This window comes from Brevundimonas intermedia (genome assembly GCF_004614235.1).
Lineage (GTDB): Bacteria > Pseudomonadota > Alphaproteobacteria > Caulobacterales > Caulobacteraceae > Brevundimonas > Brevundimonas intermedia_A.
In genome coordinates, this window is the sequence record NZ_SPVH01000006.1 from 1,020,865 (window position 1) to 1,046,727 (window position 25,863).

The following is a 25,863-nucleotide window of genomic DNA, read 5'->3' on the forward strand; positions in this document are numbered from 1 at the left end:
TAGTTTTACTAGCCTTGCTCAACGCTCGTTCGCCCTAATGAACGCCCCCACATCCTCCGCCACGCCCGGCGCGAGCGGTAAGGCCTGATCGGCGTAGGTCGCCATGTTGGCGGCGCGGTCGGCGGGGGCGGTCTTGAGGAGGTGGTTGACGCCGTCCCAGAGCTTAAGCGTCGCCTTGGGGGCGGCGGCGGCCAGGGCCTGGGCGTCCACGACGCCGATCTGGAGGTCGGTGGTTCCTTGGCCGATGAAGACCGGGCCGTCGTAGGCGGCGAGCAGGGCGGCGGGGTCCAGCGGCAGCCACGAGATCAGATAGGGCTGGACCGAGGGGCGGAACAGGGCCGCCAGCGCAGGCGGCGTGTCGGCGACGGTGCGGCCGGCCTCAAGTTCGGTCAGGGCGGCGAAGGCCTGGGTCTTCAGCGGCTCGGGCAAAGACGCCAGTTGTTCGCGCAGCACCGCGCCCGCCGGGCGGCCGGCGCCGGACAGAAGGACCAGGCCGCAAATCTTGTCGTCGTTTTCGACCGCCTTAAGGGCCACCAGGGCGCCCTCGCTGTGGCCGATCAGCCAGGCGCAGGGCAGGCCGGCGCGCGCGGCGGCCTCCGTCGCCCAGGCGCGGGCGTCGGCGGCATAGGCGTCGAAGCGCAGATCGGTCTCGGCCGGACCCGCCGCCACGCTGGCGGCGATGCCGCGCTTGTCGATGCGGACGGTGGCGATCCCCTGTTCCGCCAGGCCCTCGGCCAGCAGGCGATAGGTCGCGGCGGCGACCCCCAGGGGGCTGTTTCCATCCCGATCCGTTGGGCCCGAGCCGGGCAGGATGACGGCGACGGCGCTCGGGCCGTCCGGCGTCAGCAGGGTTCCATGAAGCGGCGCGGGCTGGGCGGGCAGGGCGATCTCGGTCGAGACCGGGCCGGCGAGCAGGCTGGCGGCGAGAAGGGCGGGGGGCAGCATCGGCATGGCGGTCTCCGCAGAAGAGATAGTCATGAGGCCGTTGGGCGGGGCCGAAAAGCAAGGTCGTCCGACCGCAAAATGTCGCAACCCAGGCCTCTGCCATTGCAAGCCAGTCGCAACGGGGCGTATGGGAGCGCCTTCCTCCCTGTGTTGATAATGCGTTGCAATCCATGATCCGTTTTTCTCGTCTCGCCTGCGCCGTCAGCAGCCTGGCCCTGGCCGCCGCCACGCCCGCGCTGGCGCAGCAGGCTCAGCCGAACGTGGCGGAGTTGGGCGAGATCGTGGTGACCGGCGGGTCGCAGGTCGGTTTGCCGGGCGCCTATGCCGGCGGTCAGGTGGCGAAGGGCGGTCGTGTCGGCCTGTTCGGCGCGCTGGACACGATGGACACGCCGTTCAACGTGACCAGCTATACCGAGACCCTGATCCGCGACCAGCAGGCGCGCAGCGTCGGCGACGTGCTGCAGAACGACCCGGCCGTGCGGGTGACCAAAGGGTTCGGCAATTTCCAGGAGGTCTATCTAATCCGGGGCTTCCCGGTTTACTCGGACGACATGACCTACAACGGCCTGTACGGCGTGCTGCCGCGCCAGTATGTGGCGCCCGAACTGCTTGAGCGGGTCGAGGTCTTCCACGGGGCCACGGCGTTTCTGAACGGCGCGGCGCCGGGCGGCAGCGGCGTGGGCGGCGCCTTCAACCTGGTGCCCAAGCGCGCGACGGGCGCCGACCTGAACCGTCTGACGGCTGGATGGGAAGGCGGCGACGAGATCTACGCCGCCGCCGATCTGGCGCGCCGCTTCGGCGCCGACGACGCCTGGGGCGCGCGCCTGAACCTGGTCAGCCGGGCGGGCGAGGGCGCAGTCGAGGATCAGCACAGCGAACTGCGCGTGCTGGGCCTGGGCGTTGATCGTCGCGGCGAACGCGCCCGCTTCTCGGCCGACCTGGGCTGGCAGGATCACCGCATCGACGCGCCGCGTCCGCAGGTGACGCCGAACGGCGCGGTCCCCGAGGCGCCCTCGGCCGACGCCAACTTCGCCCAGCCCTGGACCTATACCGACGACGAACAGCTGTTCGGGGCCGCGCGCGGCGAGTTCGACCTGACCGACCGCGTCACCGCCTGGGCGGCCGTGGGCGGGCGTCGGGGCGAGGAGGACAACGTCCTGGCCAATCCTAACGCCAATGCGGACGGTTCGCTGAGCGCCTATCGTTTCGACAATGTGCGCGAGGACACGGTGTGGGCGGGCGACGTCGGCCTGCGCGCCGATGTGACGACCGGACCGGTCGGCCACCGGCTGGTCGCATCGGCGTCGCAGGTGCGGTCCAAGTCGAAGAACGCCTACGCCTTTTCGAACTTCGCCGGTTTCGCCAGCGATCTGTACGACCCGATCGACGTGACGGCGCCGACGCCCGACTTCTTCGTCGGCGGCGATCTGTCCGATCCGCTGGTGACGGAGCGGGTGAACAATCGCTCGGTCGCCTTTGCGGACATGATGTCCTTGCTGGACGGTCGCCTGCTGGCCACGGTCGGCGTGCGCTATCAGGAGATCGAGACGCAGTCGTTCGACTACAACACGGGGGCGGAGATCTCGGCCTATGACGGCGACGCCTGGACGCCGGCCTTTGCGGTCGTGTTCAAACCCAGCGAACGCATCTCGCTTTACGCCAACTACGCCGAGGCGCTGCAGCCGGGCGCGACGGCGCCGGCCCAGGTCGGCGGCGCGCCGGTCGGCAACGTCGGCGAAGTGCTGGCCCCGTTCCAGTCCGAGCAATACGAGGTCGGCGTCAAATACGATGCCGGCGCGTTCGGCGGCACGCTGAGCGTCTTCCAGGCGAACCGCCCGCAGGCCTATTTCGACGGCCAGAACTACACCGCCGACGGCGAACAGCAGAACACCGGCGTCGAACTGGGCGTCTATGGCGAACCGGTCGCAGGCGTGCGTTTGATCGGCGGCGCGACCTGGCTGGACGCGGAAGTCACCCGTTCGCTGGACACCACGCTGGTCGGAAAACGCCCCACCGGCTCGCCCGAGTTCCAGGCCAATCTGAACGCGGAATGGGATGTGCCGATGCTGGCCGGTCTGACGCTGGAAGGGCGGGTCGTCTATACGGGCGAACAGCCGGTCAGCACCGACAATATGGTCGAGCTGGATGCCTGGACGCGGTTCGATGCAGGCGTGCGCTATGCCTTCGAGGCGGGCGGCAAGCCGCTGACGGTTCGCGCGCGTGTCGAGAACCTCGCCGACGAGGATCAGTGGGTGGCCGTGGGCGGTTACGCCCCGACGTCCGGCTATCTGACGCTGGGCGCGCCCCGCACGTTCCGCCTGTCGGTCTCGGCCGAGTTCTGAACCGGATGAAGACGCGGACCATCCGCGCCTGGACCTTGGTGCACAAGTGGTCGAGCCTGGTCTCGACCCTGTTCCTGCTGATGTTGTGCGTGACCGGCCTGCCGCTGGTGTTCACGCACGAGATCGAGGAGGTGCTGCTGCCGCAGGCCTGGACGCCGGCGAACCCGGAGGCGCCGCCGCTAAGCCTGGACCAGGTGCTGGCGGCGGGGCTGGCCCTGCATCCGGGCGAGGTTCCGGCCTTCATGAGCTTCGACGAGGACCGGCCGGTGGTGAACGTCACCAGCGTCGATCCGAACGGGCCGGCGGGGAAATACAGTTTCGAGCCCATCGACCGCACCAGCGGCGAGGTGGCGCCGCCGGTCGCCGGCCATCCGGTGATGGAGTTCCTGCTTCAACTCCACACCGACATGTTCCTGGGCCTGCCGGGCATGCTGTTCCTGGGGCTGATGGGCCTGATGCTGATCGGAGCGGTGGTGTCGGGCGTGGTGCTGTATGCGCCGTTCATGCGCCGGCTGCCGTTCGGCACGGTGCGGGCCAGGAAGGCCGCGCGGACCCGCTGGCTCGACTATCACAATCTGCTGGGCGTGGTGACGGCCGGGTGGGTGCTGGTGGTTGGGGCGACGGGTGTGATCAACACCCTGGCGACGCCGATCCTGGCCTACTGGAAGAATACGGCGCTGAAGGAGCTGACCGTCGCCTATGACGCCCCGGCGCCGGCGGGCGAGCGGGCCTCGCTGGATGCGGCGGTGGCGCGGGCGAAACAGGCGCTGCCGGGCATGAAACTGCAGTTCGTGGCGTTTCCGGGGACCGACTATTCGACCGATCACCACTATGCCGTCTTCTTCCACGGAGACACGCCGCTGACGACCCATCTGACCACCCCGGCCCTGATCGATGCGCGGACGGGAGAACTGGCGGCCGTGGCCCCGACGCCGTGGTATGTGAAGGCGCTGTCGCTGTCGCAGCCGCTGCACTTTGGCGACTATGGCGGGCTGGCGCTGAAGATCCTGTGGGCGCTGCTGGACATCGCCACCATCGTCATTCTGGGGTCCGGCCTGTATCTCTGGCTGGGCAAGGGACGGCGGAAGCCGGCATGAGCCGCAAGGACCTGAACATCTGGGCCATCTTCGGGGCGCCGATCCTGGTGTTCGCGCTCAGCCTGACGGGCCTGATCGGTGCCCTGCTGGGAGACGGCGTCTGGGATGCGGTCTTTTCGACCCTGCTGGCCTCGACCGTGGTCGTGACCGTCTGGGCCCTGATCCGGCGTCGACGGTGATCGGCGTCAGATCGAGAAGCTGACGCCGCAGCCGCAGCTGGAGGCGGCGTTGGGGTTGCGGACCACGAACTGGGCGCCGGCCAGTTCGTCGACATAGGCGATTTCGGAATTCTTCAGGAACGGGACCGAGACGGGGTCGATCACCGCCGCCTGGCCGTCGGCCTGGATGCGCAGGTCGTCGTCCTCGGCCGTCTCGACCAGTTCGAACCGGTACTGGAAGCCCGAACAGCCGCCGCCGTCCACCGCGACGCGCAGCATCAGGGTCTTGCCCTCGGCCGCGCCCAGCTTGGCCAGGCGTTTGGCGGCGCTGGCGGCCAGGACGATGCCTTCCGGCGCGCGCGTGGCGACGCTGAAGGCGGGTGTGGACGGTTCTGTGGATTGGACGGTGCTCACGGCTGTCTATATGAGGCGCGCAAGGGCGTTCGCAAAGGGCCCCCGCATCAAAGCAGCCTCAAAGTTGATCACTTGAGCCAGACAGATCTCGCGACCTACGCCGAACGGGCCGACCTGACCCTGGGCCGCCGCGTTCCCGAGCCGGCCAGCCGCACGCGGACGGCCTTTGCGCGCGACCGCGACCGGATCATCCATGCGACGGCGTTTCGGCGGCTGAAGGAGAAGACCCAGGTCTTCGTGGCGCACGAGGGCGATCATTATCGCACCCGCCTGACCCATTCGCTGGAGGTGGCGCAGATCGCGCGATCGCTGGCCCATGCGCTGAGGCTGGACGATGATCTGGCCGAGACCATCGCCCTGGCGCACGACCTGGGCCATCCGCCCTTCGCACACGCCGGCGAGGACGAGCTGGTGGTGCAGATGGCCGGGCACGGCGGCTTCGACCACAACGTCCAGAGCTTCCGCGTCGTGACCGAGCTGGAGAACCGCTATCCGCAGTTCGACGGGCTGAACCTGAGCTGGGAGACGGTCGAGGGGGTCATCAAGCACAATGGCCCGGTGGCGCACCGGCTGGACGAACCGGCCTGGTCGGTCGTGCGGCCCTACAGGACGGGCGGGGAGGCGGGCTGGGACCTGCGGCTGGGGACGTTCGCGTCGCTGGAGGCGCAGTGCGCGGCTGTCGCCGACGACATCGCCTACAACAACCACGACGTGGACGACGGTGTGCAGGCGGGGCTGATCACCCTGCAGGATCTGGATCAGGTGCCGCTGATCGGGCCGATGCTGGCGCAGGTGCGTCGCGACTATCCCGCCATCGACGACCGGATGCTGCGGATCGAGGCGGTGCGGCGGATGATCGGCGTCATGGTCGAGGACGTGCTGGCCGAGACGGCGCGGCGGCTGGAAGACGACCGGATCATCACGACCGAAGACGTGCGTCTGGCCAAACGGACCATGGTCGATTTCTCGCACGCCATGCACGCGGATCTGGCGATCCTGAGGAAGTTCCTGTTCGAGCGGATGTATCGCCATTACCGCGTCAACCGCACGCGCAGCCAGGCGCGGCGGGTGCTGTCGCAACTGTTCGAACTGTTCATGGCCGAGCCGGAGGTGATGCCGCCCGAATGGAGCACGCCCGCCATGACCAGCGACCGGACGCAGCGGGCGCGGGCTGTCTGCGACTATATCGCCGGCATGACGGACCGTTACGCCATAGAAGTGCACCAGAAACTGTTCAGCCTCGACCTCGCCCTCGATCTGTGATTCGAAAGATGCACGCGGGGGCGTAGAGTGATCGTTCGGCGCGCCGATTCGCGCCCGACAGACGGCGGAGCGCGACCATGTCCTTTGATGACGAAAACAAGCCGGGCCGGGGCGCCTACACGCCCCCGACCGATGACGACCTGCCGTTCCGTCGCAACTCCTATGACCCGCGCAACAGCCGCAACGTCGGCTCGGGCGGGGGCAAGGCGCCGCCGGTCACACTGATCATCAGCGCGGTGGTTCTGCTGCTGCTGATCGTGGCCGTGATCTTCTTCTATCGCTCGGGCATGCGGGCCTCGACCGACGCACCGCCCGCCGTGGGCCAGCCCGTCGGCGAGATGAAGACGGCGCCGCCCGTCGACGCCCAGCCGATCGATCCGGCCGAGGGGGTGCGCGTCTATCGCGACGAGGGCGAGACGACCGACGCCCCCGTGACCTTCACCCCGCCGCCGGAAGCGCCCCAGCCGCGTCCCGCCGCGCCGCCGACCGCCGCCCCGACCGGTCAGGGTCTGCCGCCCGCCGCCACGAGGCCCGCAGCCCCCGCGCCGCGTCCGGCGACGCCTGCTCCTGCCGCGCCGGCGCCGACGGCACCGGCCGCTGCGACGGGCTCGGCCGCGGTGCAGATCGGCGCCTTCTCCTCGACCGAGATCGCCGACCGCGAATACGCCGCCGTCGCAGGCCGGTTCGGTCAGTATGCGTCGGGCGCCCAGAAGCGGGTGACCGAAGTGACCTCGTCCACCGGTTCGACCCTGTACCGCACCACCTTCTCGGGCCTGTCGCGTGAGCGGGCGGTCGCCTTCTGCAACGCGCTGAAGGCCGCCGGGCGGGACTGCATCGTTCGGTGACGCCATTTCACCTTCCGTCAACCTCGGGCCTGTCCCGAGGGCCCACCCGTCCTCATTTCGGTGGGCGGGGCGAGGGTAACGTCTGTGCGTTTCATTCAGCCGCTCTGCAGGCTGAGCCGTGGGCCCTCGGGACAAGCCCGAGGGTGACGGTGAGGGGGATATGACCTCCGCCGCCATCTACGGCTGTTCGGGTCATCGGCTGACGGAGGACGAACGGGCCTTCTTCGCAGAGGCGCGGCCTTGGGGCTTCATCCTGTTTCGGCGCAACATCGATACGCCGGACCAGGTGCGGGCGCTGACCGACGAACTTCGCGCCGCCATCGGAGACTCTGAGGCGCCAATCCTGATTGATCAGGAGGGCGGACGGGTCCAGCGGATGGGGCCGCCGCACTGGCCCAAATATCCGCCGGGGAGCGCCTATCTGAAGGCGTCGAACGATCCGATGGATGCGCGCGAAATGGCGCGGCTGGGCGCGCGGCTGATGGCGCACGACCTGAAAGAGGTCGGGATCAACGTCGATCTGCTGCCGGTGCTGGACGTGCCGGTGTCTGGCGCCCACGACATCGTCGGCGACCGCGCCTATGGCCAGGATCCGGCGACGGTCGCCCTGCTGGGTCGGGCGGCGGCGGAAGGCTTGCTGGCGGGCGGGGTGCTGCCCTGCATCAAACATATGCCGGGGCATGGCCGGGCCTTCTCCGACAGCCACAAGGACCTGCCGACGGTCCACGCCGATTTCGAGACGCTGGACGGCTGGGACTTTGCGCCATTCAAGGCGCTGTCGGACATGCCGCTGGCCATGACGGCGCACATCGTCTTCACCGCCGTGGACAGGAAGCGCCCGGCGACCCAGTCCAAGACCGCCGTGAAGATGATGCGCGAGCATCTGGGCTTTTCCGGCTTGATCATGACCGACGACCTGTCGATGCAGGCGCTCAGCGGATCGCTGGGCGAGCGGGCGCATCGGTCGCTGAAGGCCGGGTGCGACGTGGTTCTGCATTGCAACGGCGACATGGCCGAGATGCAGGCGGTGGCCGAGGCGACCGGAAGGCTGAAGGGCAGGGCGAAGGCGCGGGCCGAGGCGGCGATGGCGCGGATCGTGCGCACGCCTGAACCGCTTGATCCAGTCGCGGGGCACGAACGCTTCTTCCAGGCTATGGAGGGCCGTCTGGACGTCGCCAAGGGACCGGACGTGGGGGAGGCGCAGGCATGAGCCACCTGGACCGTCCCGGCCTCAAGCAGCGCGAAGCGCGGTAGGCCAAGAAAGATGTCCGAGTCCTTTCAGCCGAATCTGGATTTCACCGCCGTCGCCGAGGTCGAGGATCGCGAGGCCTTCGTGGTCGATCTGGACGGTTATGAGGGGCCGCTGCACGTCCTGCTGGCCCTGGCGCGGAACCAGAAGGTCGATCTGCTGAAGCTGTCGATCACCCAGTTGGCGGAACAGTATCTGGCCTTCGTGCACGAGGCGCGGCGGCGCAACTTCGCCCTGGCGGCGGACTACCTCGTGATGGCGTCGTGGCTGGCTTATCTGAAGTCGCGGCTGCTGCTGCCGCGCACCGAGAAAGACAAGGGCGAGGAGCCGCCGGCCGAGCAGATGGCCGCCGCCCTGGCCTTCCGCCTGCAGAAGCTGGAGGCCATGCGGCGCTCGGTCGAACAACTGATGGCGCGACCCCAGCTGAAGCGTGACGTCTTCACGCGCGGCGATCCTGAGGCGACGGTGATCGTGCCGTCGGACCGGATCGACGCCAGCCTGTACGAACTGATGAGCGCCTATGTGACCCAACGTCGGCGCGAGGGCGCGCGGCAGTATTCGCCGGGCCAGCGGGTCGAGGCCTTTCCGCTGGAGGCGGCGCGCGACTGGCTGCGCGAGATCATGCCCAAACTGGCGGACTGGACCCCGCTGGACCAGGTGGCGCCGCATCGCGAAGGCGAGGAAGGCCCCAGCCAGGCCAGCTTTACGGCCTCGACCCTGTCGGCCAGTCTGGAGCTGGTGAAGGAGGGGGCGATGGACATTCGACAGACGCAGGCGTTCGCCGAGCTGTTACTGAAGCGGCGCGGGCAGGGCCAGCCGCTGGAGCTGATGGGGTGAGGGTCTTTCTCTCTCTTTCCGTCATCCTAGGGCTTGTCCCTAGGATCCGGACTCCCGGTGTCTGGCAAGGACGCACTCTCGGAAACACCGGGAGTCTGGATCCTCGCCACAAGGGCGAGGATGACGGTCATATGGCGGGGGAAAACCATGTCTGACCTTTCCTTCCAGCCGGACGAGGCCGAGATCGAACGGCGGGTCGAGGCCTTGCTGTTCGCCGCCGCCGGGCCGCTGACCGCCGCTGAAATCGCCGCCCGTCTGCCCGAGAACTGCAACGTCGCGCGCGCCATATCAGGTCTGCGCGCCCGCTATGAGGGGCGGGGGGTGGAGCTGGAGTGCGTCGCCGACCGCTGGCGGTTCCGCACCGCGCCGGACCTGGCCTTCATGATGACGCAGGAGCGCGAGGAGCCGCGTCGCTTGTCTAGGGCCGCGCTGGAGACCCTGGCCATCATCGCCTACCACCAGCCCGTCACCCGCGCCGAGATCGAAAGCGTGCGCGGCGTCAGCATCTCCAAGGGGACGCTGGACCTGCTGCTGGAGATGGGGTTCGTGCGGTTGCGGGGGCGCAGGCGCACGCCGGGTCGGCCCGTGACCTATGCGACGACGGATCGGTTCTTGGAGCATTTCGGCCTGGCGACCCTGTACGACCTGCCCGGCGTGCAGGAGATGAAGGCGGCGGGCCTGCTGGACCTGTCGCTGCCGGTCGGGTTCGAGGTGCCGGACCCCAGCCGCGCGTCGGAGGCCGACGACGAGGACGGCAGTCTGCCTCTCGACGACGAGGCGCCCGAGTTCGCCCAGGATTTCGTCGGCGAGACACGCTGACGCTAAGTCACGTTCACGCAGTTTTAGTCAGCGCCGGCTAAGCTGAACTTTATGAGTGGCGTGACATCGAAAACGGGTTGGCGGGCATGGAGCACGTTCAGGATCGCGGTGATCCTGATGCTGTCGTCCATCATCGGCATGGCTGGCGTTCTTGGTATGGTCAGCCAAGGCATCGATGCGCACCAGGCCCGCAAGGAAGAGGCGCTGGTGCAGCTGCGCCTGACGCGGGCGCTGGAAATCATCGGCGAGAACCTGACCACGGCATCGGTCTGGGACGAGGCGGTCGATCACATGGCGACGGGCGACGTGCCCTGGTACGATCGCACCATGGGCGCCTTCTACGCCGTCCAGCACAAGCACCATTTCACCCTGGGCTATGACGCGACGGGTCGGCTGTTCCGCATCAGCACCGAGACCCGACCGGCCAGCGCCGAAGCCGGCGATCCATTCGCGCGCGCTGCCCACCCCTTGGTCGATCGGTTGCGCGCAGAAGCGTTGGCGCGTGATCGTTCGCTAAAGGCGGACGCCGCCGTTCGTCTGAAGTCGGCCTTCGTGCAGGTGGGCGATGCCGTCTATGTGCTGGGCGCGTCCACAGTCGTGCGTCACACGGCGATGGGGCCGACGCCGGCGTCTGACCCGGTGGTCGCGTCGTTCAAACCCTTCCTAAGTGAGTTGGACATACTCCGCACCCGACTGGCGCTGGACCGCATCCATCTCCAACCCGGCGACGCCGCGCCGCCCCCCGGAATGATCGGCGTCGATGTGCGCGACGCCGGCGGCGCCCTGTTGGGCCGCGTCGTCTGGGCGCCGGAACGTCCGGGCTATCAGATCCTGACGCGGGCCGGGCCTTTGCTGCTGCTGCTGATCGTCGTGCTGATCGTGGGCGCGGCGTCCCTGTTCTGGAATACGACCGCCGACGTGCGCCGCCTGCGCGCGTCGGAGGCGGCCCTGTCGGCGGCGTTGGAGCGGGCCGAGGCCGCGAACCAGGCCAAGACCCGGTTCCTGTCGAACGTCAGCCACGAACTGCGCACGCCCCTGAACGGGGTGTTGGGCATGGCCGAGGTGATCGGGGCGGACCTGGTCACGCCGCAGCAGCGCGACAGGCTGGAAATCCTGAAGGCGTCGGGGCGCCAGCAGCTGAGGCTGGTCGAGGAGTTGCTGGACGTGGTGCGGCTGCGCGACGGGGCGGTGACGCTGGAGACCCGGCCGTTCCGGCCCGACAATCTGCTGCGACGTGTCGCCAATGATTTCAGCGGCGCGGCGCAGGCCAAGGGCTTGAAGATCGATGTCGAGGCCGCCGAGGGCGAATGGCTGGGCGATCCGGTCCATGTCGAGAAGCTGATGGCGGCGCTGAGCGACAACGCCGTGCGCTTCACCCGGACAGGCCAGATCACTCTGCGGGCCGTCGCCGGCGATCAACTGGTGCTGGAGGTCGAGGACACCGGCCCCGGCATGGAGCCCGCCGAGGCGGCGCGCCTGTTCGAGGCCTTCACCCAGGGCGACGAGAGCAGCACGCGCACCGCAGAGGGCCTGGGTCTGGGGCTGACGGCGGCGCATGGCCTGGCCGCGCTGATGGGCGGCAAGATCGAGGTCGTGACCGCGCCCGGCGTGGGCAGCACCTTCCGCGTCGCCTTGCCCTTGCAGGCGGTGGCCTAAGCCGTCAGCAGACGCGGCAGTTTGAAGGTCACCGTCTCGCGGGCGCCGCCGTCCTCGGTCACCGTGGCGTCGAACCGGGCGCGGATGGCGTCCACCAGGCCCTCGATCAGCGGCTCGGGCGCAGAGGCCCCGGCGGTGACGCCGACGGTCTGGACACCGTCGAACCAGGTCCAGTCCACCTGGGACGCATCGTCCACCAGATAGGCGGCGCCGGCGCCGGCGCGCATCGCCACCTCGACCAGCCGCACCGAGTTGGACGAGTTCTTGGACCCCACGACCAGCACCAGCTCGCAGCCCTCGCCCAGCGCCTTGACCGCGTCCTGGCGGTTGGTGGTGGCGTAGCAGATGTCTTCCTTGTGCGGATCGGGCAGTTCGGGGAAGCGGCGCTTCAGCACCTTCAGTATGCCCGCCGTATCGTCGACCGACAGGGTGGTCTGGGTCGCATAGGCCAGGGAGGCGTCGCCGGGGCGTTCGAACGATTCGGCGTCGGCCTCGGTCTCGACCAGGCTGATGGCGCCCTGCGGCAGCTGGCCCAGGGTGCCGACCACCTCGGGGTGGCCCGCATGGCCGATCAGGATGATGTGCTTGCCTGCGGCGTGATGGCGCTCGGCCTCGACATGGACCTTGGACACCAGGGGGCAGGTGGCGTCCAGGAACACCAGCTCGCGCGCCCGGGCGGTGGCGGGCACCGACTTGGGCACGCCGTGGGCCGAGAAGACGACCGGGCGGTCGTCGGGGCATTCGTCCAGTTCCTTGACGAAGACCGCGCCCATGGCCTTCAGACGCTCGACGACGTGGCGGTTGTGAACGATCTCGTGGCGCACATAGACGGGGGCGCCGAACTTCTCGATGGCCCGCTCGACGATCTGGATCGCCCGGTCTACCCCGGCGCAAAAGCCGCGCGGCGTCGCCAACCTCACCGAAATCGGGCGAAGCGGAGCGGCGGGGGGAGGAACATGCGCATTCATGGCCGTGAACCTAGTCGTTTGCGGCGCTGATCGCCATCGGACCCGTGTCGCGACGGGCGGGATTCTGTCGCCGTGAACAGCGGCGCATCGTCACGGCTTGTCCACAGGCGAGGAAAGTCGAAATTCTACAACGGTTTAGAGCGTGGTCACGACGCCTTGACCTATCGGCCGCTCACGATTAGTTTCCGCGCCGAATTCAGACCCGTTCGGACGCACCGTCCGGACGCTGAGCGCACAGGTCCTATCCCCCATGCCGGAATCGCGCGAAGAGGCGATCAAACGCCTCCAAGACAGCGCATCCGCATTGGAGGCGCGGACGACGGCGGAGAAATCCGCCGAGCTGACCGGCCATCAGGTGTCGGGTCAGGCCTACAAGATCATCGCCGAGCTTCTCGGCGGCGTCCTGGTGGGTCTGGCGTTCGGGGCGATCGCGGATTGGGTCCTTGGGATCCGCCCGTGGGGTTTGATCGGCGGGGTCCTTCTGGGCTTCGCCTTGTCGATTTACATGGCGCGTCGCACAGCCAACCGGCTGATGGCGCAGGCAAAGGCGTTGGGAACGTCGGCTCCGGCCGAACCCTACGTCGAGGCCGACGAAGACGGGGAACGATAGGGCTTCATGGCCGATCCGATTCATCAGTTTCAGATTCAGAAGGTCATCGACCTTCCTGACGTGACCCTGCCTGTTCTGGGCGTGGTCGATCTGGCGATCACCAATTCGCACATCGCCATGACGGCCGCTTTCGTGGTGATCGTCGGCTTCCTGGCGGCCGTGACGTCGAACGCCAAGATCGTGCCGGGCCGCCTGCAGTCGGCGGGCGAGGGCATGTTCGGCCTGATCGACAACCTGGCCGATTCCATCATCGGTCACGAAGGCCGCAAATATTTCCCGTTCGTCTTCACCCTGTTCACGCTGATCCTGGGCATGAACATCCTGGGTCTGTTCCTGACCTTCACGGCGACGTCGCAGCTGGCCATCACGGTCACCTTCGCCCTGATCACCTTCGGTCTGGTGCTGGTGGTCGGCTTCGCCAAGAACGGCCTGGGCTTCTTCAAGCTGTTCTGGCCCATGGGCGCGCCGCTGGCGCTGCGCCCCGTCGTCGGCCTGATCGAGTTCGTCTCCTTCCTGCTCCGTCCGGTCACCCTGGCGCTTCGTCTGTTCGGCAACATGCTGGGCGGTCACGTCGCGCTGAAAATCTTCGCCGGCTTCGTGGTGTCGCTGGGCATGCTGGGCCTGAGCGGCGGCATCGGTCTGCTGGCCTTCCCGGTCGCGGCCCTATCGCTGGGCATGGTCGTCGCCCTGACCGCGCTGGAGTTCCTCGTGGCCTTCCTCCAGGCCTTCGTCTTCGCCGTTCTGGCCTGCATCTATCTGAATGATGTGGTCAACCTGGACCACGCCCACTAAAGGGCCGGACCAGTCTCTTCACCCCAACCACCAACGACTTTAATCTAGGAATACAATCATGGACGCTGAAGCCGCGAAATACATCGGCGCTGGTCTCGCCACCCTCGGCATGATCGGTTCGGCCCTGGGCGTGGGCAACATCTTCGGTCAGTTCCTGGCCGGCGCCCTGCGCAACCCGTCGGCCGCCGCCGGCCAAGTCGGCAACCTGTTCGTCGGCGCCGCTCTGGCCGAAGCCCTGGGCATCCTGGCCTTCGTGCTCGGCATCCTGATGATCTTCGGCTGATATCAGCCGATTACGGCGCGCGGGGTTCGCCCGCGCGCCGCTTCATCTGATCCTGCAGTAGACGGTTCATGGCCAGCACCCAATCCAACCATGCAGTCCCGGCTTCGGTCGAAGCGGACCTGCACGCCGAGACGGCGACCGCCGCCGAGCACGGCTCGGGCGGCCTGCCGCAATTCCAGTTCGAGCACTGGGCGGGCCAGATCGGCTATCTGCTGATCCTGTTCGTCGTCCTGTATCTGCTGGTCTCCAAGGTCTTCGCGCCGCGCCTTCGCAAGGTGATGGACGAACGGGCCGACACAATTTCCACCGCCGTCGCCACCGCGCGTCAGGTCCAGGCCGAGGCCGCCGAACAGGCCGCTCTCGCTCAGGCCGAAGTCGCCAAGGCCCGCGCCGACGCCCGTTCGATGGCCGCCGCCGCCAAGGCCCGCGTGACCGAGGACGCCAACGCCCGCCAGGCTGCGGAAGAAGCGATCGTCAACGCCCGCATCGCCGAGGCCGAAGCTTCCATAGGCAAGACGCGCGACGCCGCCATGGCCAATGTCTCCACCATCGCCTCCGACACGACCGCCGCCATGGTCGAGCGTCTGACCGGCAAGGCCGCGACCGCAGCCGAGCTGGCCGCCGTCAAGGGAGCCGCCTGATGAACCTGATCTTCGAACACGGCATCTGGAGCTTCGCCAATGCGGAGATCTGGGTCGGCATCGGCCTGATCCTGTTCTTCGGCATCCTGGTCGCCGCCGGCGTGCCCAAGATCGCCGCCAAGGCCCTGGACGCCAAGGCCGCCAAGATCCAGGCGGACCTGGACGAGGCCACCCGCCTGCGCGCCGAGGCCGAAGCCCTGCTGGTCCAGATCCGCAAGGAGAAGGCCGAGGCCGAGGCCCAGGCCGCCGAGATGATGGCCCAGGCGGAAGCCGACGCCCGTCGTCTGGAAGTCGAGACCAAGGCCAAGCTGGAAGAGACCCTGGCCCGTCGCCAGAAGATGGCCGAGACCCGTATCGCCCAGGCCGAGGCCCAGGCCACGACCGAGGTCAAGGCCGCCGCCGCCGACCTGGCCGCCAAGACCGCCGAACAGATCCTGACCGCCCGCATCGCCAGCGGCGCCAAGGATCCGCTGCTGGACAGCGCCATCGCCCAGATCGGCGATCGCCTGAACTGATCGGCGCCGCCGCCAAACGAAACAAGGCCCCCGACGTCGCCGTCGGGGGCCTTTTTCTTGAGCGATCAAGCCGCGATCAGTGGGCGTGTGCGCCGCCGATGATCGTGGCGCCCAGACGCTTGTCGCGCGCCACCAGCCGGGCATAGACATTGCCCAGCACGATGCCGAACACGGCGTGGGTGATCAGTAGCCAGGCGAAGGTGCCGAAGCCGGCGCCGGCCGTGAAGGTCCGGTAGTTTCCGAACATGACGATGGCCGCCATCATCAGCACCCAGGCGCCGACGGCGAAGACGATGCCCTTGGTCTCGGGCGTATCGGTCGGCAGTCGGGGACACAGGATGGCGAACAGCGGCCCCAGGATGAAGACGCCGCTGATGACGTGGACCACCCACCCGGCGGCCAGATTTCCCGGCATGCCCATCATGCTGGCGATGACCCCCTGGAAGGGATCGAACCAGTTGAGGAATAGATTGGGTATTTCCAACAAGGATACGGCCATGGTCGCCGCAAACCCGGCGATCAGACCCTTTTGTACGCGTGACATCATGACCTTAGCGCCTCCCAACGCATGAGTGGTTCTCTGATAACGCGCGGACAGGATACGCCTGACGGGGGAGGACTGCGTTCACGTTACTGTGGTTAGCGGTTGCAGCAACGCAACCGCAACAGTATCCGCTAACTAGCGGAACAGCTTGCGGAAATAGCGCCGCACCTGTTTGCGCCCGCGCGACAGGCGACGACCGGACCGTTTGGTCACGACCTTTTCGGCGCGCAGGGCTTGTTGCCAGAACACCGGCGCGAACTCCGGCTTCTTCCGCATCAGGCGGCGGAAGGGATAGACCCATTTCGGGCGGGCGTACTGGGCGCGAATGAACTGACGCTTGGCCCAGAACGAGCTCTTCAGGATCAGCATCAGGCCGACAGCAATGACCGGAATCCCGCCGGGACCCGGCAGGGGCGCGATCAGAATCCCCAGCAGCACCACGAACAGGCCGCCGATCATCAGCGCCCAGCGTTTCACCAGGCGCAGCGTGCGGCTGCGCGGTTTCGAAGGCTGTGCGAGGAGAACGGAGAGGGAGGTCACGAATACGCCAGATGGGGAGAGGAGGTTCGTCATGATAACGGTCGCCACGGGCGCGCGATCCCTCGTCGGGAAAGGAAAAGGCGACCGTGACGACCTTGCCACAAAAACTCTTAAGGCCCTGCGTCGATGGCGGATCGGTGTCCGGCGAATGACGCTTTGGTCATGAACCACAGTCGTTCGCCGGCTGTTGCCGACGCGACACGCCTCAGCCGTAGCGGACGCCGGTCAGACGCTCGGATTCCGCCCACAGCTGGCGCGCGACCTCGGCGTCTCGGGCCCGGGGCTTGATGACCGCAACGCCCGGCGGGCCCTTCATCTCCTGAAACCCGGTGGGGCCGTAATAGCCGGCTGGGGCCACGTTCGGCAGGGTCGCGGCCATGAGGATCGGCAGGGCGCCGTCGGCGGCGGAATGGCTGAGCACGCCCTCCAGCAGCCGCGCGCCGCGTGCGAACAGGCCGGGCTTTCCGGCATGACCGTTTGTGATCAGATCGGTGCGAGCAAAACCGGGGTGGGCCGCGACGCTGGTCAGACCCCAACCTTGGGCGTCGCTGCGACGCTGGAGTTCGATGGCGAACATCAGCATGGCCAGTTTGGACTGCTGATAGACGGACCAGGGGCTGTAGCCGGTCGTGGAGTTCAGGTCGTCCAACCGGATATGGCCGCTGCGGTGCGCGACGCTGGACAGTTGGATGACGCGTGCCTGGGCTTGGGTCAGCAGGGGCAGCAACCGGCAGGTCAGGGCGAAATGCGACAGGTAGTTGGTCCCGAACTGCATCTCGAAGCCATCGACGGTCGTCTGACGTGTCGGCAGGGCCATGACGCCGGCGTTGTTGATCAGGATGTCGATGGGACGACCGGCCGCCAGATGACGATCGGAGAAGGCCGCCACGGACGCCAGGTCGCCGAGGTCGAGCAGGTCGAATCGGACATTGGCGGCCGGATGACGCGTGCGGACCAACCGCTCGGCCTCGGCGCCCTTGTTCGGATTGCGGGCCGCCAGCACCACCTCGGCGCCCTTGCCGGCCAGTACGAGAGCGGTTTCCAGCCCCAGACCACCGGTCGCGCCGGTGACGATGGCCAGTTTGCCGGAAAGGTCGGGGATGTCGTTGGTGGTCCAGGTCATGACCATGACCTAGTGCGGGATCGAGGCCGCGTCAGCCCCTTCCCGAAGGAAGGGGCGCCTTGCGGTTTACGCCGCCTGGTTCGACCCTGCCGGCGCGGACCAGCGCAGCACCGGCGAGCGGGCGGCGCGGGTTTCGTCCAGGCGTTTCAGCGGGGCGTGGAAGGGGGCGCCCTTGAAGCGATCGACGTCGCCGGCCTTCGCGGCTTGCGCCAACAGACGCATGGCGTGGATGAAGCGGTCCAGCTCGGCCTTGGATTCGGTTTCCGTCGGCTCGATCAGCATGGCCCCGTGGACGACCAGGGGGAAATACATGGTCATCGGGTGGAAGCCCTCGTCGATCATCGCCTTGGCGAAGTCGAGCGTGGTGATGTCCGTGCCCTTCAGCCATTCATCGTCGAACAGGGCCTCGTGCATGCAGGGGCCGTCGGGGAAGGCCGCCGACATCAAATCACAGAGCCGGGCCTTGATGTAGTTGGCGTTCAGGACGGCGTCTTCCGCCACCTGACGCAGGCCATCGGCGCCGTGCGACATCATGTAGGACAGGGCGCGGACGTACATGCCCATCTGGCCCTGGAAGGCGCACAGACGGCCGAAGGCCTGAACCGCCTCGTCCTCCTCGCGCTCGATCAGACGATAGCCGTCAGCGTCGTGCACGACCCAGGGGGCCGGGGCGAAGGGCGCCAGGGCCTCCGACAGCACCACCGGACCCGCGCCCGGACCGCCGCCGCCGTGCGGCGTCGAGAAGGTCTTGTGCAGGTTGATGTGCATGGCGTCGACGCCCAGATCGCCCGGACGCACCCGGCCGACGATGGCGTTGAAGTTGGCGCCGTCGCAGTAGAAGTATGCGCCGGCTTCGTGCGTCAGGCGGCTGATTTCCAGGATGTCGCGCTCGAACAGGCCGCAGGTGTTGGGGTTTGTCACCATGATGGCGGCGACGTCGTCGCCCAGCTTGGACGCGAGATCCGCCACGTCCACGCGGCCGTCCTCGGTCTGGGCGACCTCGACGACGGTGTAGCCGACGAAGGCGGCGGTGGCGGGGTTTGTGCCGTGGGCGCTGGTGGGAACCAGAACCTTGCGGCGCTTCTCATGCTGGCCCGAAGCCTCATGGGCGGCGCGGATCGCCATCAGACCGCACAGTTCGCCGTGCGCGCCGGCCTTGGGCGACAGGGCGACGGCGGGCATGCCGGTCAGGGTCTTCAGCCAGTGAGCCAGAGTATCCATCAGCTCCAGCGCGCCCTGCACCGTCGAGATCGGCTGCAGGGGGTGGATATCGGAGAAGCCAGGCAAGCGCGCCATCTTCTCGTTCAGGCGCGGGTTGTGCTTCATCGTGCACGAGCCCAGCGGATAGATGGCCAGGTCGATGGCGTGGTTCTTTTGGCTCAGGCGCACATAGTGGCGCATGGTTTCCGGCTCTGACAGGCCGGGCAGGCCGATCGGATCCTTGCGGACCAGGTCGCCCAGGTCGGAGCCGTCCGTCTTGGGTTCCGGCAGATCGACGCCGGTCTTGCCCCAGCCGTCGCCCTCGAAGATCAGGGCTTCGTTCTGCAACAGGCCTCGGCCGCCGGTCAGGGTGGCGGGCTTGGTCTGGACTTCGTTAGGGGCGGTCGGGCGGCCGACGGTGTTCATGGTGCTCATGGTCGTTATCCCTTACGCGCCGAGGACTTTGGAGAGCGACTTGGCGAGGATCTGGATGTCGGCATCCAGCGTCGTCTCGGTCGCGGCGATCAGCAGGACATCGTCCATGCCGGCGTCGGGAGCCAGGCGGCTGTAGGGCACGCCGGCCAGGATGTGATGACCGGCCAGCGCATCCACGACCTCGGCGGCGTTCCTGGGCAGGCGCACCGCGAACTCGTTGAAGAAGCGGTCAGTCAGGATTTCGACGCCGGGGATGGCGGCCAGGGCGTCACGCGTGGCGACGGCCTTCTCGTGGTTCAGCAGGGCCAGTTTGCGCAGGCCCGTCTCGCCCAACAGGCTCATGTGAATGGTGAAGGCCAGGGTGCAGAGGCCCGAATTGGTGCAGATATTCGAAGTCGCCTTGTCGCGGCGGATATGCTGTTCCCGCGTTGACAGGGTCAGGACGAAGCCACGCTCGCCGTCCGCGTCCACGGTCTCGCCGGTCAGGCGGCCGGGCATCTGGCGGATCAGCTTATCGCGCGTGGCGAACAGGCCGACATAGGGACCGCCGAAGTTCAGGGCGTTGCCGATCGACTGGCCCTCGGCCGCGACGATGTCCGCGCCCATCTCGCCGGGCGACTTCAGCAGGCCCATGGACACGGCCTCGGTGACCACGACGATCAGCAGGGCGCCAGCGGCATGGGCGGCCTCGGCGATCTTGGTGACATCCGTCGCCGTGCCGAAGACGTTCGGGGTCTGGACGACGACGCAGGCCGTGTCGGGACCGATCTGGTCGATCACGGCGGCCTCGGCGTCCACGGCGGCGGGCAGGGCCAGGGTCTCGACGCCGACGGCGTGGACCACGGTCTCGGTCGCCTTGACGTAATGGGGATGGACCCCGCCGCTGATCACCGCCTTGTTGCGGCGGGTCACGCGGGTCGCCATCAGCACGCCCTCGGCCATGGCGGTCGAGCCGTCATACAGGCTGGCATTGGCGACCGGCATGCCGGTCAGGTTCGCGACCTGGGTCTGGAACTCGTACAGATACTGCAGGGTCCCTTGCGCGATTTCCGGCTGATAGGGGGTGTAGCTGGTCAGGAACTCCGACCGCTGGATCACGTGATCTACCGTCGCCGGGACGTGGTGCTTGTAGGCCCCTGCGCCGCAGAAGAAGGGCACAGCGCCGGCCGTGGCGTTCTTGGCGGCCATGGCGGACAGGGCGCGGTCGACCTCCAGCTCGCCCGCCACGCGGGGCAGGTCCACCGGCCCGTCCAGCCGCGCCGCCTCGGGCACGTCCACGAACAGGTCGTCGATCGATTTCGCGCCGATGGCGGCGAGCATCGCCGTGCGGTCGTCGGGCGTCAGGGGGAGATAACGCATGGTCTTGTCCTGGGCCGTGAAAGGCCGAAGACCCTCTGACTTTTAATCAGAGGGTCCGATGGGGCTTAGAGGGTGGCGAGGAAGGCATCGTAGGCGGCCTGGTCCATCAGGGCGTCCAGTTCGGCAGCGTCCGACACCTTGATCTTGGCGAACCAGCCGTCGGCTTGCGGGGCCGAGTTGACGGTTTCCGGGGCGGTCGACAGGGCGTCGTTGGCCTCGACCACCTCGCCCGAGACGGGGGCGTAGACGTCGGAGGCGGCCTTGACGCTCTCGACCACGGCGAAGCTGTCGCCCTTGGCGACGGTCTTGCCGACCTCAGGTACTTCCACGAACACCACGTCGCCCAGCGCGTCGGCGGCATGCTTCGAGATGCCGACGGTGGCGATGTCGCCGTCCAGGCTGACCCACTCGTGATCCTTGGTGAACTTCATGATCTGATCCTCAGACGGTCTTCGGTTTGCGGTAATAGCGTTGCGCCACGAAGGGCATGGCGACGACTTCGGCGGCGGCGGTCTTGCCGCGCACGATGACCTTCAGCTCCGCGCCCAGCGCGGCATAGGCCGGCGGGACGTAGCCCATGGCGATGTTCTTGCCCAAGGTGGGAGAGGGGCCGCCCGAGGTGACCTTGCCGATGACGTTGCCGTCGGCGTCGGCGATCTCGGCGCCTTCGCGGGCCGGGGCGCCTTCCTTGACGATCAGGCCGATGCGGACGCGCGAAGGACCGTCGGCCAGTTCCTTCAGGATGCGCTCGGCGCCGTTGAAGTCTGCGCGCTCCTTGCGGGACTTGGACAGGGCGAAGGTCAGCGCCCCTTCGACCGGGCTGGTGGTCGGGTCGATGTCGTGGCCGTGCAGCGGCAGGCCGGCTTCGAGCCGCAGGCTGTCGCGGGCGCCCAGGCCGATCGGCTTGACGCGGGCGTCTTCCAGGATGGTGTTCCAGACGCGCTCGGCCTGATCCGCCGGCACCGAAATCTCATAGCCGTCTTCGCCGGTGTAGCCCGAACGCGAGACGTAGCAGTCGGCGCCGAACAGCATCAGCCGAGCGCATTCCATGAAGCCCATCTCGGCCAGGATCGGCTCGTGCGCGGCCATGACCTGGGCGGCTTCCGGCCCCTGGATGGCGATCAGGGCGCGGTCCAGCACCGTCAGCTTGGCGTCGCCTTCCAGGTTCGCCTCCCAGAAGGCGAAGTCCTCGTCCTTGTTGCCGGCGTTGACGACGACGAACAGGCCGTCGTGGTCGGGACGCCCGGCCATCAGGTCGTCGATGATGCCGCCTTCGCTGTTCAGCAGCAGCGAATACTTCTGTTTGCCGGCCTTCAGGATTTCATAGTCACCGGGCACGAACCGTTCGAACTGGGTGGTCGCGTCTGCGCCGGTGATCTTGCACTGGCCCATGTGCGACACGTCGAACAGGCCGGCGTGTTCGCGGGTCCAGCGGTGCTCGGCCAGAACGCCCTCATACTGGACCGGCATGTCGTAGCCGCCGAAGCCCACCATGCGAGCCCCCAGGGCGCGGTGCGCGGCGTTCAGGGGCGTGGTCTTCAGGGCTTGGTCGGTCATGGTTCAGGCTTTCACGGTCGCGTGTTGTGGCGGAGCTCCGCCGTCCTCGCGCCCCCGCTGTCCTGAAGCCTGAGAGATTCCGGCGACCAAATCATGTCGCCTTGCTCCGTCGGCGCGCCCATCAAGAGCGACTTTCCAGCGTCCGTATGCTGTCGCGGTCCGTTTGCCTGAGCGTTTCCGGGGCGGTTGCGCCTTCGGCGTCGAGGCCTGTTTCAAGACTCCGAACTCTCCCGCGAGAGCACTCGACCTAAGCCACCGACTCCGGCTCCAAGTCAAGCGTCGTCGGCTTTTGGAGGCTGTACTGCGGCGTCATTGTCGCAGATCGGTTCGACGGTCGCCCCGTCGCCCTTGCCCTTGCGTCGTCGGCCCGCCAAGAACGGTGCGACGCTTCCAGCCGCACCGGACCGACCGCATGACCGCCGACCGCACCCGCCTCGACGCCCATATCGCAGCTTTGGACGCGCCCGAGGGGTTGAAGACGGTCCTGACCGTCGCCGCAGCCACCTGTGCGGACATCAGCCGGGTGGTCGCCGGCGGCGCCCTGGCCGGCGCCCTGGGCGCCTCGGGTCAGATCAACGTTCAGGACGAGGAGCAGAAGAAGCTCGACGTCATGACCAACGACATGCTGACCGACGCGCTTTTGGCCAGCCCCGCCGTCGCCGGCGTCGCATCTGAGGAAATGGACGAGGTTCAGCCGGCGGCCCATTCGACCGGCGAATATCTGGTGCTGTTCGACCCGCTGGACGGCTCGTCCAATATCGACATCAACGCCATGGTCGGCACCATCGTTTCGGTGCTGAAGTCGGCGACGCCCACGCCGACCGAGGCCGACTTCATGCAGCCGGGCCGCAATCAGGTCGCCGCCATCTATGCTCTCTATGGTCCCCAGACCATGCTGGTCCTGACCACCGGCGCGGGGGTCAAGGGCTTCACCCTGTCGAACGATGGCGACTGGATCCTGACCCACGACGACATCGCCATATCGCCGGACACCAAGGAGTTCGCCATCAACATGTCGAACCTGCGCCACTGGTCCGGGCCGGTGCAGACCTACATCGGCGACCTGCTGAAGGGCGCCGACGGCCCGCGCGGCAAGAATTTCAACATGCGCTGGGTCGCGGCCATGGTCGCCGACGTCCACCGCATCCTGATGCGCGGCGGGGTCTTCCTTTATCCGTGGGACAAGCGCGAGCCGAATAAGCCCGGCAAGCTGCGCCTGATGTACGAAGGCAATCCGATGGCCTTCCTGGTCGAACAGGCCGGGGGCAAGGCGACGACGGACGGCGTGCAGGCCATCTTGGACGTGCAGCCCGAACATCTGCACCAGCGCATTCCGGTCGCGCTCGGCTCGGCCAACGAGATCGACGCCTACCCGGGCGTCTGATGAAGATTTCGGGGACTGACGCCCTTCTGGTCATCGATCCGCAGAATGACTTCTGCGAGGGCGGCAGTCTGGCGGTCGCGGACGGGGCGGGGATCATGCCGCTGATCAACCGGCTGGCGGAGCGGTTCGACCGGGTGATCCTGACCCAGGACTGGCATACGCCCGACCAGATCAGCTTCGCCTCCAACCACCCCGGCACCGCCCCCTTCACCGAGATCGAGGTCGCCTATGGCCGCCAGATGCTGTGGCCGGAGCACTGTCTCCAGGGCTCGCCCGGCGCCGACTTCCATCCCGACGTCGCGCCGACGATGCAAAAGGCCCTAGCCGTGATCCGAAAGGGCTACAACCCGGCGGTCGATTCCTATTCCGGCTTCTTCGAGAACGACCATCGCACCCCGACGGGCCTGGCCGGCCTGTTGCGCGACCTGGGCGTGACCCGCGTCTTCCTAGCCGGCCTGGCCTTCGACTACTGCGTCCGTTTCACCGCAGAGGATGCGGTGCGCCAAGGCTTCGAAGCCGTGGTGATCGCCGACGCCAGCCGCGCCATCGCTCCGCAGACCGAAACGGCGGCGCGTGACAGTTTCCGGGCTCTGGGGGTGGCGGAGATCAAGGCTGCGGCCTTGATGGGCTGATCTCAGCTCACTCCCAGAAATCCTCCGCCTCCGGGATGCGGGTGAAGGCGATCTTGGCGCCGATATATTCGGGCAGGCCTGCCTTGGGGCCGATGCTGACGGTGTCCTTGCCATAGCGGCGATTGAGCGCGTCCAGCGCTTGCGACAGGCGCAGGGACGGGGCCTCGCCGCCCTGGTCCGGGCCCGAATCGAACAGGTCCGTCTCGAAGGCGTCGCGGGATTTCAGCCCGTGAATCCCGACCCCGACATAGCTCAACCGACCAGCTTCCAGCTCAGGCTCGACCTTGCGCCAAAGGCCGTCCAGCGCGGTCAGCAGGGCGAAGGTGTCCTGCGTCGGCGCGATGGCGCAACTCATCGCCGCCGTCTCCCAGCCACGCCGGCCGCTTCTGGGCGTCGCCTTCGGTCCCATGTCCAGATGTAGGGTCAGGCTCGCCCCGGTCAGTCCCATCCGCCGCAGTCGCGCCCCGCATTTGACCACCAGCCGCCGCGCCACGGCGCGCGCCTTGTCCGGCGTCCGCATGGCCTGGGCCAGGACGTGGCTGTGGCTGATCGAGGCAGGCGGCTTCTCCGGCGTCGGTTCGCTGTCCAGGCCATGCAGACCGCGCCAGATGCGTTCGCCCTCGATACTGTTCCAGACGGCGCGGGCCTGCCGTGCGCTCATGGCCCACAGGCCGGCGGTGTCCGTGACGCCCGCCGCCTCCAGCCGCAGTCGCATCCGCGACCCTATGCCCGGATATCTCGATAGCGGCAGCTCCAGCAACGGGCCGGGCAGTTCGTTCGCCCTCAGGATCGTCAGCCCGGCGGGCTTCTTCATGCCGCAGGCGGTCTTGGCCAGGAACCGCGAGGGCGCCAGCCCGACGGACGAACGCAGACAGTCGCCGACATTGTCCAGAATGCCCGCCTGAACCCGCCGGGCCAGGGCGACGGCTTTCGCCTCCAGACGCTCCGGGCCGAGCAGTTCGCACGAACATTCGTCGATGGAGCCGACCTTCCACACCGGCACATGGCGGTCGATCTCGGCCATGATCTTCTTGTGGACCGCGACATAGAGGTCCGGCCGCGCCTCGGCGACGATCAGGCCGGGGCACAGCTGGCGCGCCTCCGACACCCGCATCCCGGTATGGACGCCCCAGGCCTTGCTCTCATAGCTGGCGGCGATGGCCCCGGTGTATTCGCTGACCGCCGGCCGGACGATGACGGGTTTGCCCCGCCAGTCCGGGTTAATCTGCTGCTCGACGCTGGCGAAGAAGGCGTTCAGATCGACGAACAGCCAGCGCAGGTTCGCATCATCTTCGCCATCCTGCTTCATTATGGGAACATAACAGGAACATTTGATGATCTAAAGCGCGTTGATCATCCTAGGAGAAGGCTGATGAAGAATGCCGCGAGGAAGACGGGAGCGAGAACGAAAGCCACGCGTGCGATTTTGACGCAACGCGTTATGAAGCGGCTATCATAGTGCCGATGGACGTCAGAAAAGATCGCTCTAAACGACGGGCCTATGCCGAAGTGAAAGACACCCTTCGAGACGTGGTAGAAGTCTTGGGTCTTTCTTGGAACGAGCCCGTTTCGCCTGCTGTGGTCGGCCGCGAGATGTGCGCCCATGCTGCTGACCATGCCTGTCGCCAAACTCAACCAGCCAGCGATGAACAGAG

Annotated in this window: 27 protein-coding genes and 2 riboswitches; of the genes, 16 read left to right on the forward strand and 11 right to left on the reverse strand. The window is 67.5% G+C overall.

The annotated features are described in order from the left end of the window. Window positions 1-18: 18 nt before the first annotated feature. Window positions 19-951 (reverse strand): serine aminopeptidase domain-containing protein, encoded by a 933-nt coding sequence (locus tag EGY25_RS11345; protein ID WP_245159444.1) that lies wholly within the window; start codon window positions 949-951, stop codon window positions 19-21. A gap of 164 nt (window positions 952-1,115) precedes the next feature. Between EGY25_RS11345 and EGY25_RS11350 the strand changes: the two genes are divergently transcribed. Genes EGY25_RS11350 through EGY25_RS11360 form a run of 3 tightly spaced genes read left to right on the forward strand, consistent with a single transcriptional unit; the run spans window position 1,116 to window position 4,563 of the window. Next, entirely contained in the window at window positions 1,116-3,287 is a 2,172-nt protein-coding gene (locus tag EGY25_RS11350) for a TonB-dependent receptor (protein ID WP_135195064.1), read from the forward strand. Window positions 3,288-3,292: 5 nt separating this feature from the next. Further along, window positions 3,293-4,384, forward strand: a complete 1,092-nt coding sequence (locus EGY25_RS11355) for a PepSY-associated TM helix domain-containing protein (RefSeq protein WP_245159445.1) — start codon at window positions 3,293-3,295, stop codon at window positions 4,382-4,384. Continuing rightward, entirely contained in the window at window positions 4,381-4,563 is a 183-nt protein-coding gene (locus EGY25_RS11360) for a hypothetical protein (protein ID WP_135195066.1), read from the forward strand. Before EGY25_RS11355 ends, EGY25_RS11360 begins: the two co-directional genes overlap by 4 nt. A gap of 6 nt (window positions 4,564-4,569) precedes the next feature. Here EGY25_RS11360 and erpA read toward each other — a convergent pair whose 3' ends face one another. Continuing rightward, on the reverse strand, window positions 4,570-4,887 hold the full coding sequence (gene erpA, locus EGY25_RS11365) for an iron-sulfur cluster insertion protein ErpA (protein ID WP_167762569.1): 318 nt from the start codon (window positions 4,885-4,887) through the stop codon (window positions 4,570-4,572). 141 nt (window positions 4,888-5,028) lie between these two features. Between erpA and EGY25_RS11370 the strand changes: the two genes are divergently transcribed. From EGY25_RS11370 to EGY25_RS11395, 6 genes are all read left to right on the forward strand, one after another. Then, on the forward strand, window positions 5,029-6,219 hold the full coding sequence (locus EGY25_RS11370) for a deoxyguanosinetriphosphate triphosphohydrolase (RefSeq protein WP_135195068.1): 1,191 nt from the start codon (window positions 5,029-5,031) through the stop codon (window positions 6,217-6,219). A 77-nt stretch (window positions 6,220-6,296) separates the two neighbouring features. Next, on the forward strand, window positions 6,297-7,064 hold the full coding sequence (locus tag EGY25_RS11375; RefSeq protein WP_135195069.1) for an SPOR domain-containing protein: 768 nt from the start codon (window positions 6,297-6,299) through the stop codon (window positions 7,062-7,064). A gap of 160 nt (window positions 7,065-7,224) precedes the next feature. After that, window positions 7,225-8,274 carry a beta-N-acetylhexosaminidase gene (gene nagZ, locus EGY25_RS11380; protein ID WP_135195070.1) on the forward strand — a complete coding sequence of 350 codons (1,050 nt, stop codon included), beginning with the start codon at window positions 7,225-7,227 and terminating at the stop codon, window positions 8,272-8,274. 54 nt (window positions 8,275-8,328) lie between these two features. Continuing rightward, a complete protein-coding gene (locus tag EGY25_RS11385; RefSeq protein WP_135195071.1) occupies window positions 8,329-9,150 on the forward strand; it encodes a segregation and condensation protein A in 822 nt (273 codons plus the stop codon). 147 nt (window positions 9,151-9,297) lie between these two features. Further along, window positions 9,298-9,969, forward strand: a complete 672-nt coding sequence (scpB, locus tag EGY25_RS11390; protein WP_135195072.1) for an SMC-Scp complex subunit ScpB — start codon at window positions 9,298-9,300, stop codon at window positions 9,967-9,969. Window positions 9,970-10,086: 117 nt separating this feature from the next. After that, a complete protein-coding gene (locus EGY25_RS11395; protein WP_167762537.1) occupies window positions 10,087-11,625 on the forward strand; it encodes an ATP-binding protein in 1,539 nt (512 codons plus the stop codon). Here EGY25_RS11395 and ispH read toward each other — a convergent pair. After that, window positions 11,622-12,593 carry a 4-hydroxy-3-methylbut-2-enyl diphosphate reductase gene (gene ispH, locus EGY25_RS11400; RefSeq protein ID WP_135195074.1) on the reverse strand — a complete coding sequence of 324 codons (972 nt, stop codon included), beginning with the start codon at window positions 12,591-12,593 and terminating at the stop codon, window positions 11,622-11,624. The genes EGY25_RS11395 and ispH overlap by 4 nt on opposite strands. 250 nt (window positions 12,594-12,843) lie before the next feature. Between ispH and EGY25_RS11405 the strand changes: the two genes are divergently transcribed. From EGY25_RS11405 to EGY25_RS11425, 5 genes are all read left to right on the forward strand, one after another. Further along, window positions 12,844-13,203: an AtpZ/AtpI family protein gene (locus EGY25_RS11405; RefSeq protein ID WP_135195075.1), complete on the forward strand. Its 360-nt coding sequence runs from the start codon at window positions 12,844-12,846 to the stop codon at window positions 13,201-13,203. A gap of 6 nt (window positions 13,204-13,209) precedes the next feature. Further along, entirely contained in the window at window positions 13,210-13,995 is a 786-nt protein-coding gene (locus tag EGY25_RS11410; protein ID WP_135195076.1) for a F0F1 ATP synthase subunit A, read from the forward strand. A gap of 58 nt (window positions 13,996-14,053) precedes the next feature. After that, entirely contained in the window at window positions 14,054-14,278 is a 225-nt protein-coding gene (locus EGY25_RS11415; protein ID WP_008261286.1) for a F0F1 ATP synthase subunit C, read from the forward strand. Between the two features lie 68 nt (window positions 14,279-14,346). Next, window positions 14,347-14,919: a hypothetical protein gene (locus EGY25_RS11420; protein WP_135195077.1), complete on the forward strand. Its 573-nt coding sequence runs from the start codon at window positions 14,347-14,349 to the stop codon at window positions 14,917-14,919. Continuing rightward, a complete protein-coding gene (locus tag EGY25_RS11425) occupies window positions 14,919-15,434 on the forward strand; it encodes a F0F1 ATP synthase subunit B (protein ID WP_135195078.1) in 516 nt (171 codons plus the stop codon). Before EGY25_RS11420 ends, EGY25_RS11425 begins: the two co-directional genes overlap by 1 nt. 76 nt (window positions 15,435-15,510) lie before the next feature. Here the strand turns inward: EGY25_RS11425 and EGY25_RS11430 are convergent, their stop codons facing one another. The 7 genes from EGY25_RS11430 to gcvT form a co-directional block, all read right to left on the reverse strand. Then, complete coding sequence (locus EGY25_RS11430) at window positions 15,511-15,981, reverse strand: DUF6789 family protein (RefSeq protein ID WP_135195079.1); 471 nt, start codon at window positions 15,979-15,981, stop codon at window positions 15,511-15,513. Between the two features lie 132 nt (window positions 15,982-16,113). After that, window positions 16,114-16,518 (reverse strand): PGPGW domain-containing protein, encoded by a 405-nt coding sequence (locus EGY25_RS11435; RefSeq protein WP_245159446.1) that lies wholly within the window; start codon window positions 16,516-16,518, stop codon window positions 16,114-16,116. 205 nt (window positions 16,519-16,723) lie between these two features. Then, window positions 16,724-17,641, reverse strand: coding sequence for an SDR family oxidoreductase (locus EGY25_RS11440; RefSeq protein WP_245159447.1), 918 nt, complete (start codon window positions 17,639-17,641; stop codon window positions 16,724-16,726). A 66-nt stretch (window positions 17,642-17,707) separates the two neighbouring features. Next, a complete protein-coding gene (gene gcvPB, locus EGY25_RS11445; RefSeq protein ID WP_167762538.1) occupies window positions 17,708-19,276 on the reverse strand; it encodes an aminomethyl-transferring glycine dehydrogenase subunit GcvPB in 1,569 nt (522 codons plus the stop codon). Between the two features lie 12 nt (window positions 19,277-19,288). Further along, a complete protein-coding gene (gene gcvPA, locus EGY25_RS11450) occupies window positions 19,289-20,635 on the reverse strand; it encodes an aminomethyl-transferring glycine dehydrogenase subunit GcvPA (protein WP_135195081.1) in 1,347 nt (448 codons plus the stop codon). 65 nt (window positions 20,636-20,700) lie between these two features. Further along, window positions 20,701-21,066: a glycine cleavage system protein GcvH gene (gene gcvH, locus EGY25_RS11455; protein ID WP_135195082.1), complete on the reverse strand. Its 366-nt coding sequence runs from the start codon at window positions 21,064-21,066 to the stop codon at window positions 20,701-20,703. Between the two features lie 10 nt (window positions 21,067-21,076). After that, a complete protein-coding gene (gcvT, locus tag EGY25_RS11460) occupies window positions 21,077-22,192 on the reverse strand; it encodes a glycine cleavage system aminomethyltransferase GcvT (RefSeq protein WP_135195083.1) in 1,116 nt (371 codons plus the stop codon). A gap of 55 nt (window positions 22,193-22,247) precedes the next feature. After that, a riboswitch (glycine riboswitch) is annotated at window positions 22,248-22,333 on the reverse strand. A 4-nt stretch (window positions 22,334-22,337) separates the two neighbouring features. Next, window positions 22,338-22,435: riboswitch (glycine riboswitch) on the reverse strand. Window positions 22,436-22,604: 169 nt separating this feature from the next. On the opposite strand from gcvT, the gene EGY25_RS11465 reads away from it, so the two are divergent. Both EGY25_RS11465 and pncA read left to right on the forward strand, forming a co-directional pair. After that, window positions 22,605-23,576, forward strand: coding sequence for a class 1 fructose-bisphosphatase (locus EGY25_RS11465; protein WP_135195084.1), 972 nt, complete (start codon window positions 22,605-22,607; stop codon window positions 23,574-23,576). Next, window positions 23,576-24,208, forward strand: a complete 633-nt coding sequence (pncA, locus tag EGY25_RS11470; protein ID WP_135195085.1) for a bifunctional nicotinamidase/pyrazinamidase — start codon at window positions 23,576-23,578, stop codon at window positions 24,206-24,208. The genes EGY25_RS11465 and pncA overlap by 1 nt, the downstream gene beginning before the upstream one ends. A 7-nt stretch (window positions 24,209-24,215) precedes the next feature. Here the strand turns inward: pncA and EGY25_RS11475 are convergent, their stop codons facing one another. Then, complete coding sequence (locus EGY25_RS11475) at window positions 24,216-25,517, reverse strand: type VI secretion protein ImpB (RefSeq protein ID WP_135195086.1); 1,302 nt, start codon at window positions 25,515-25,517, stop codon at window positions 24,216-24,218. Window positions 25,518-25,863 lie beyond the last annotated feature (346 nt).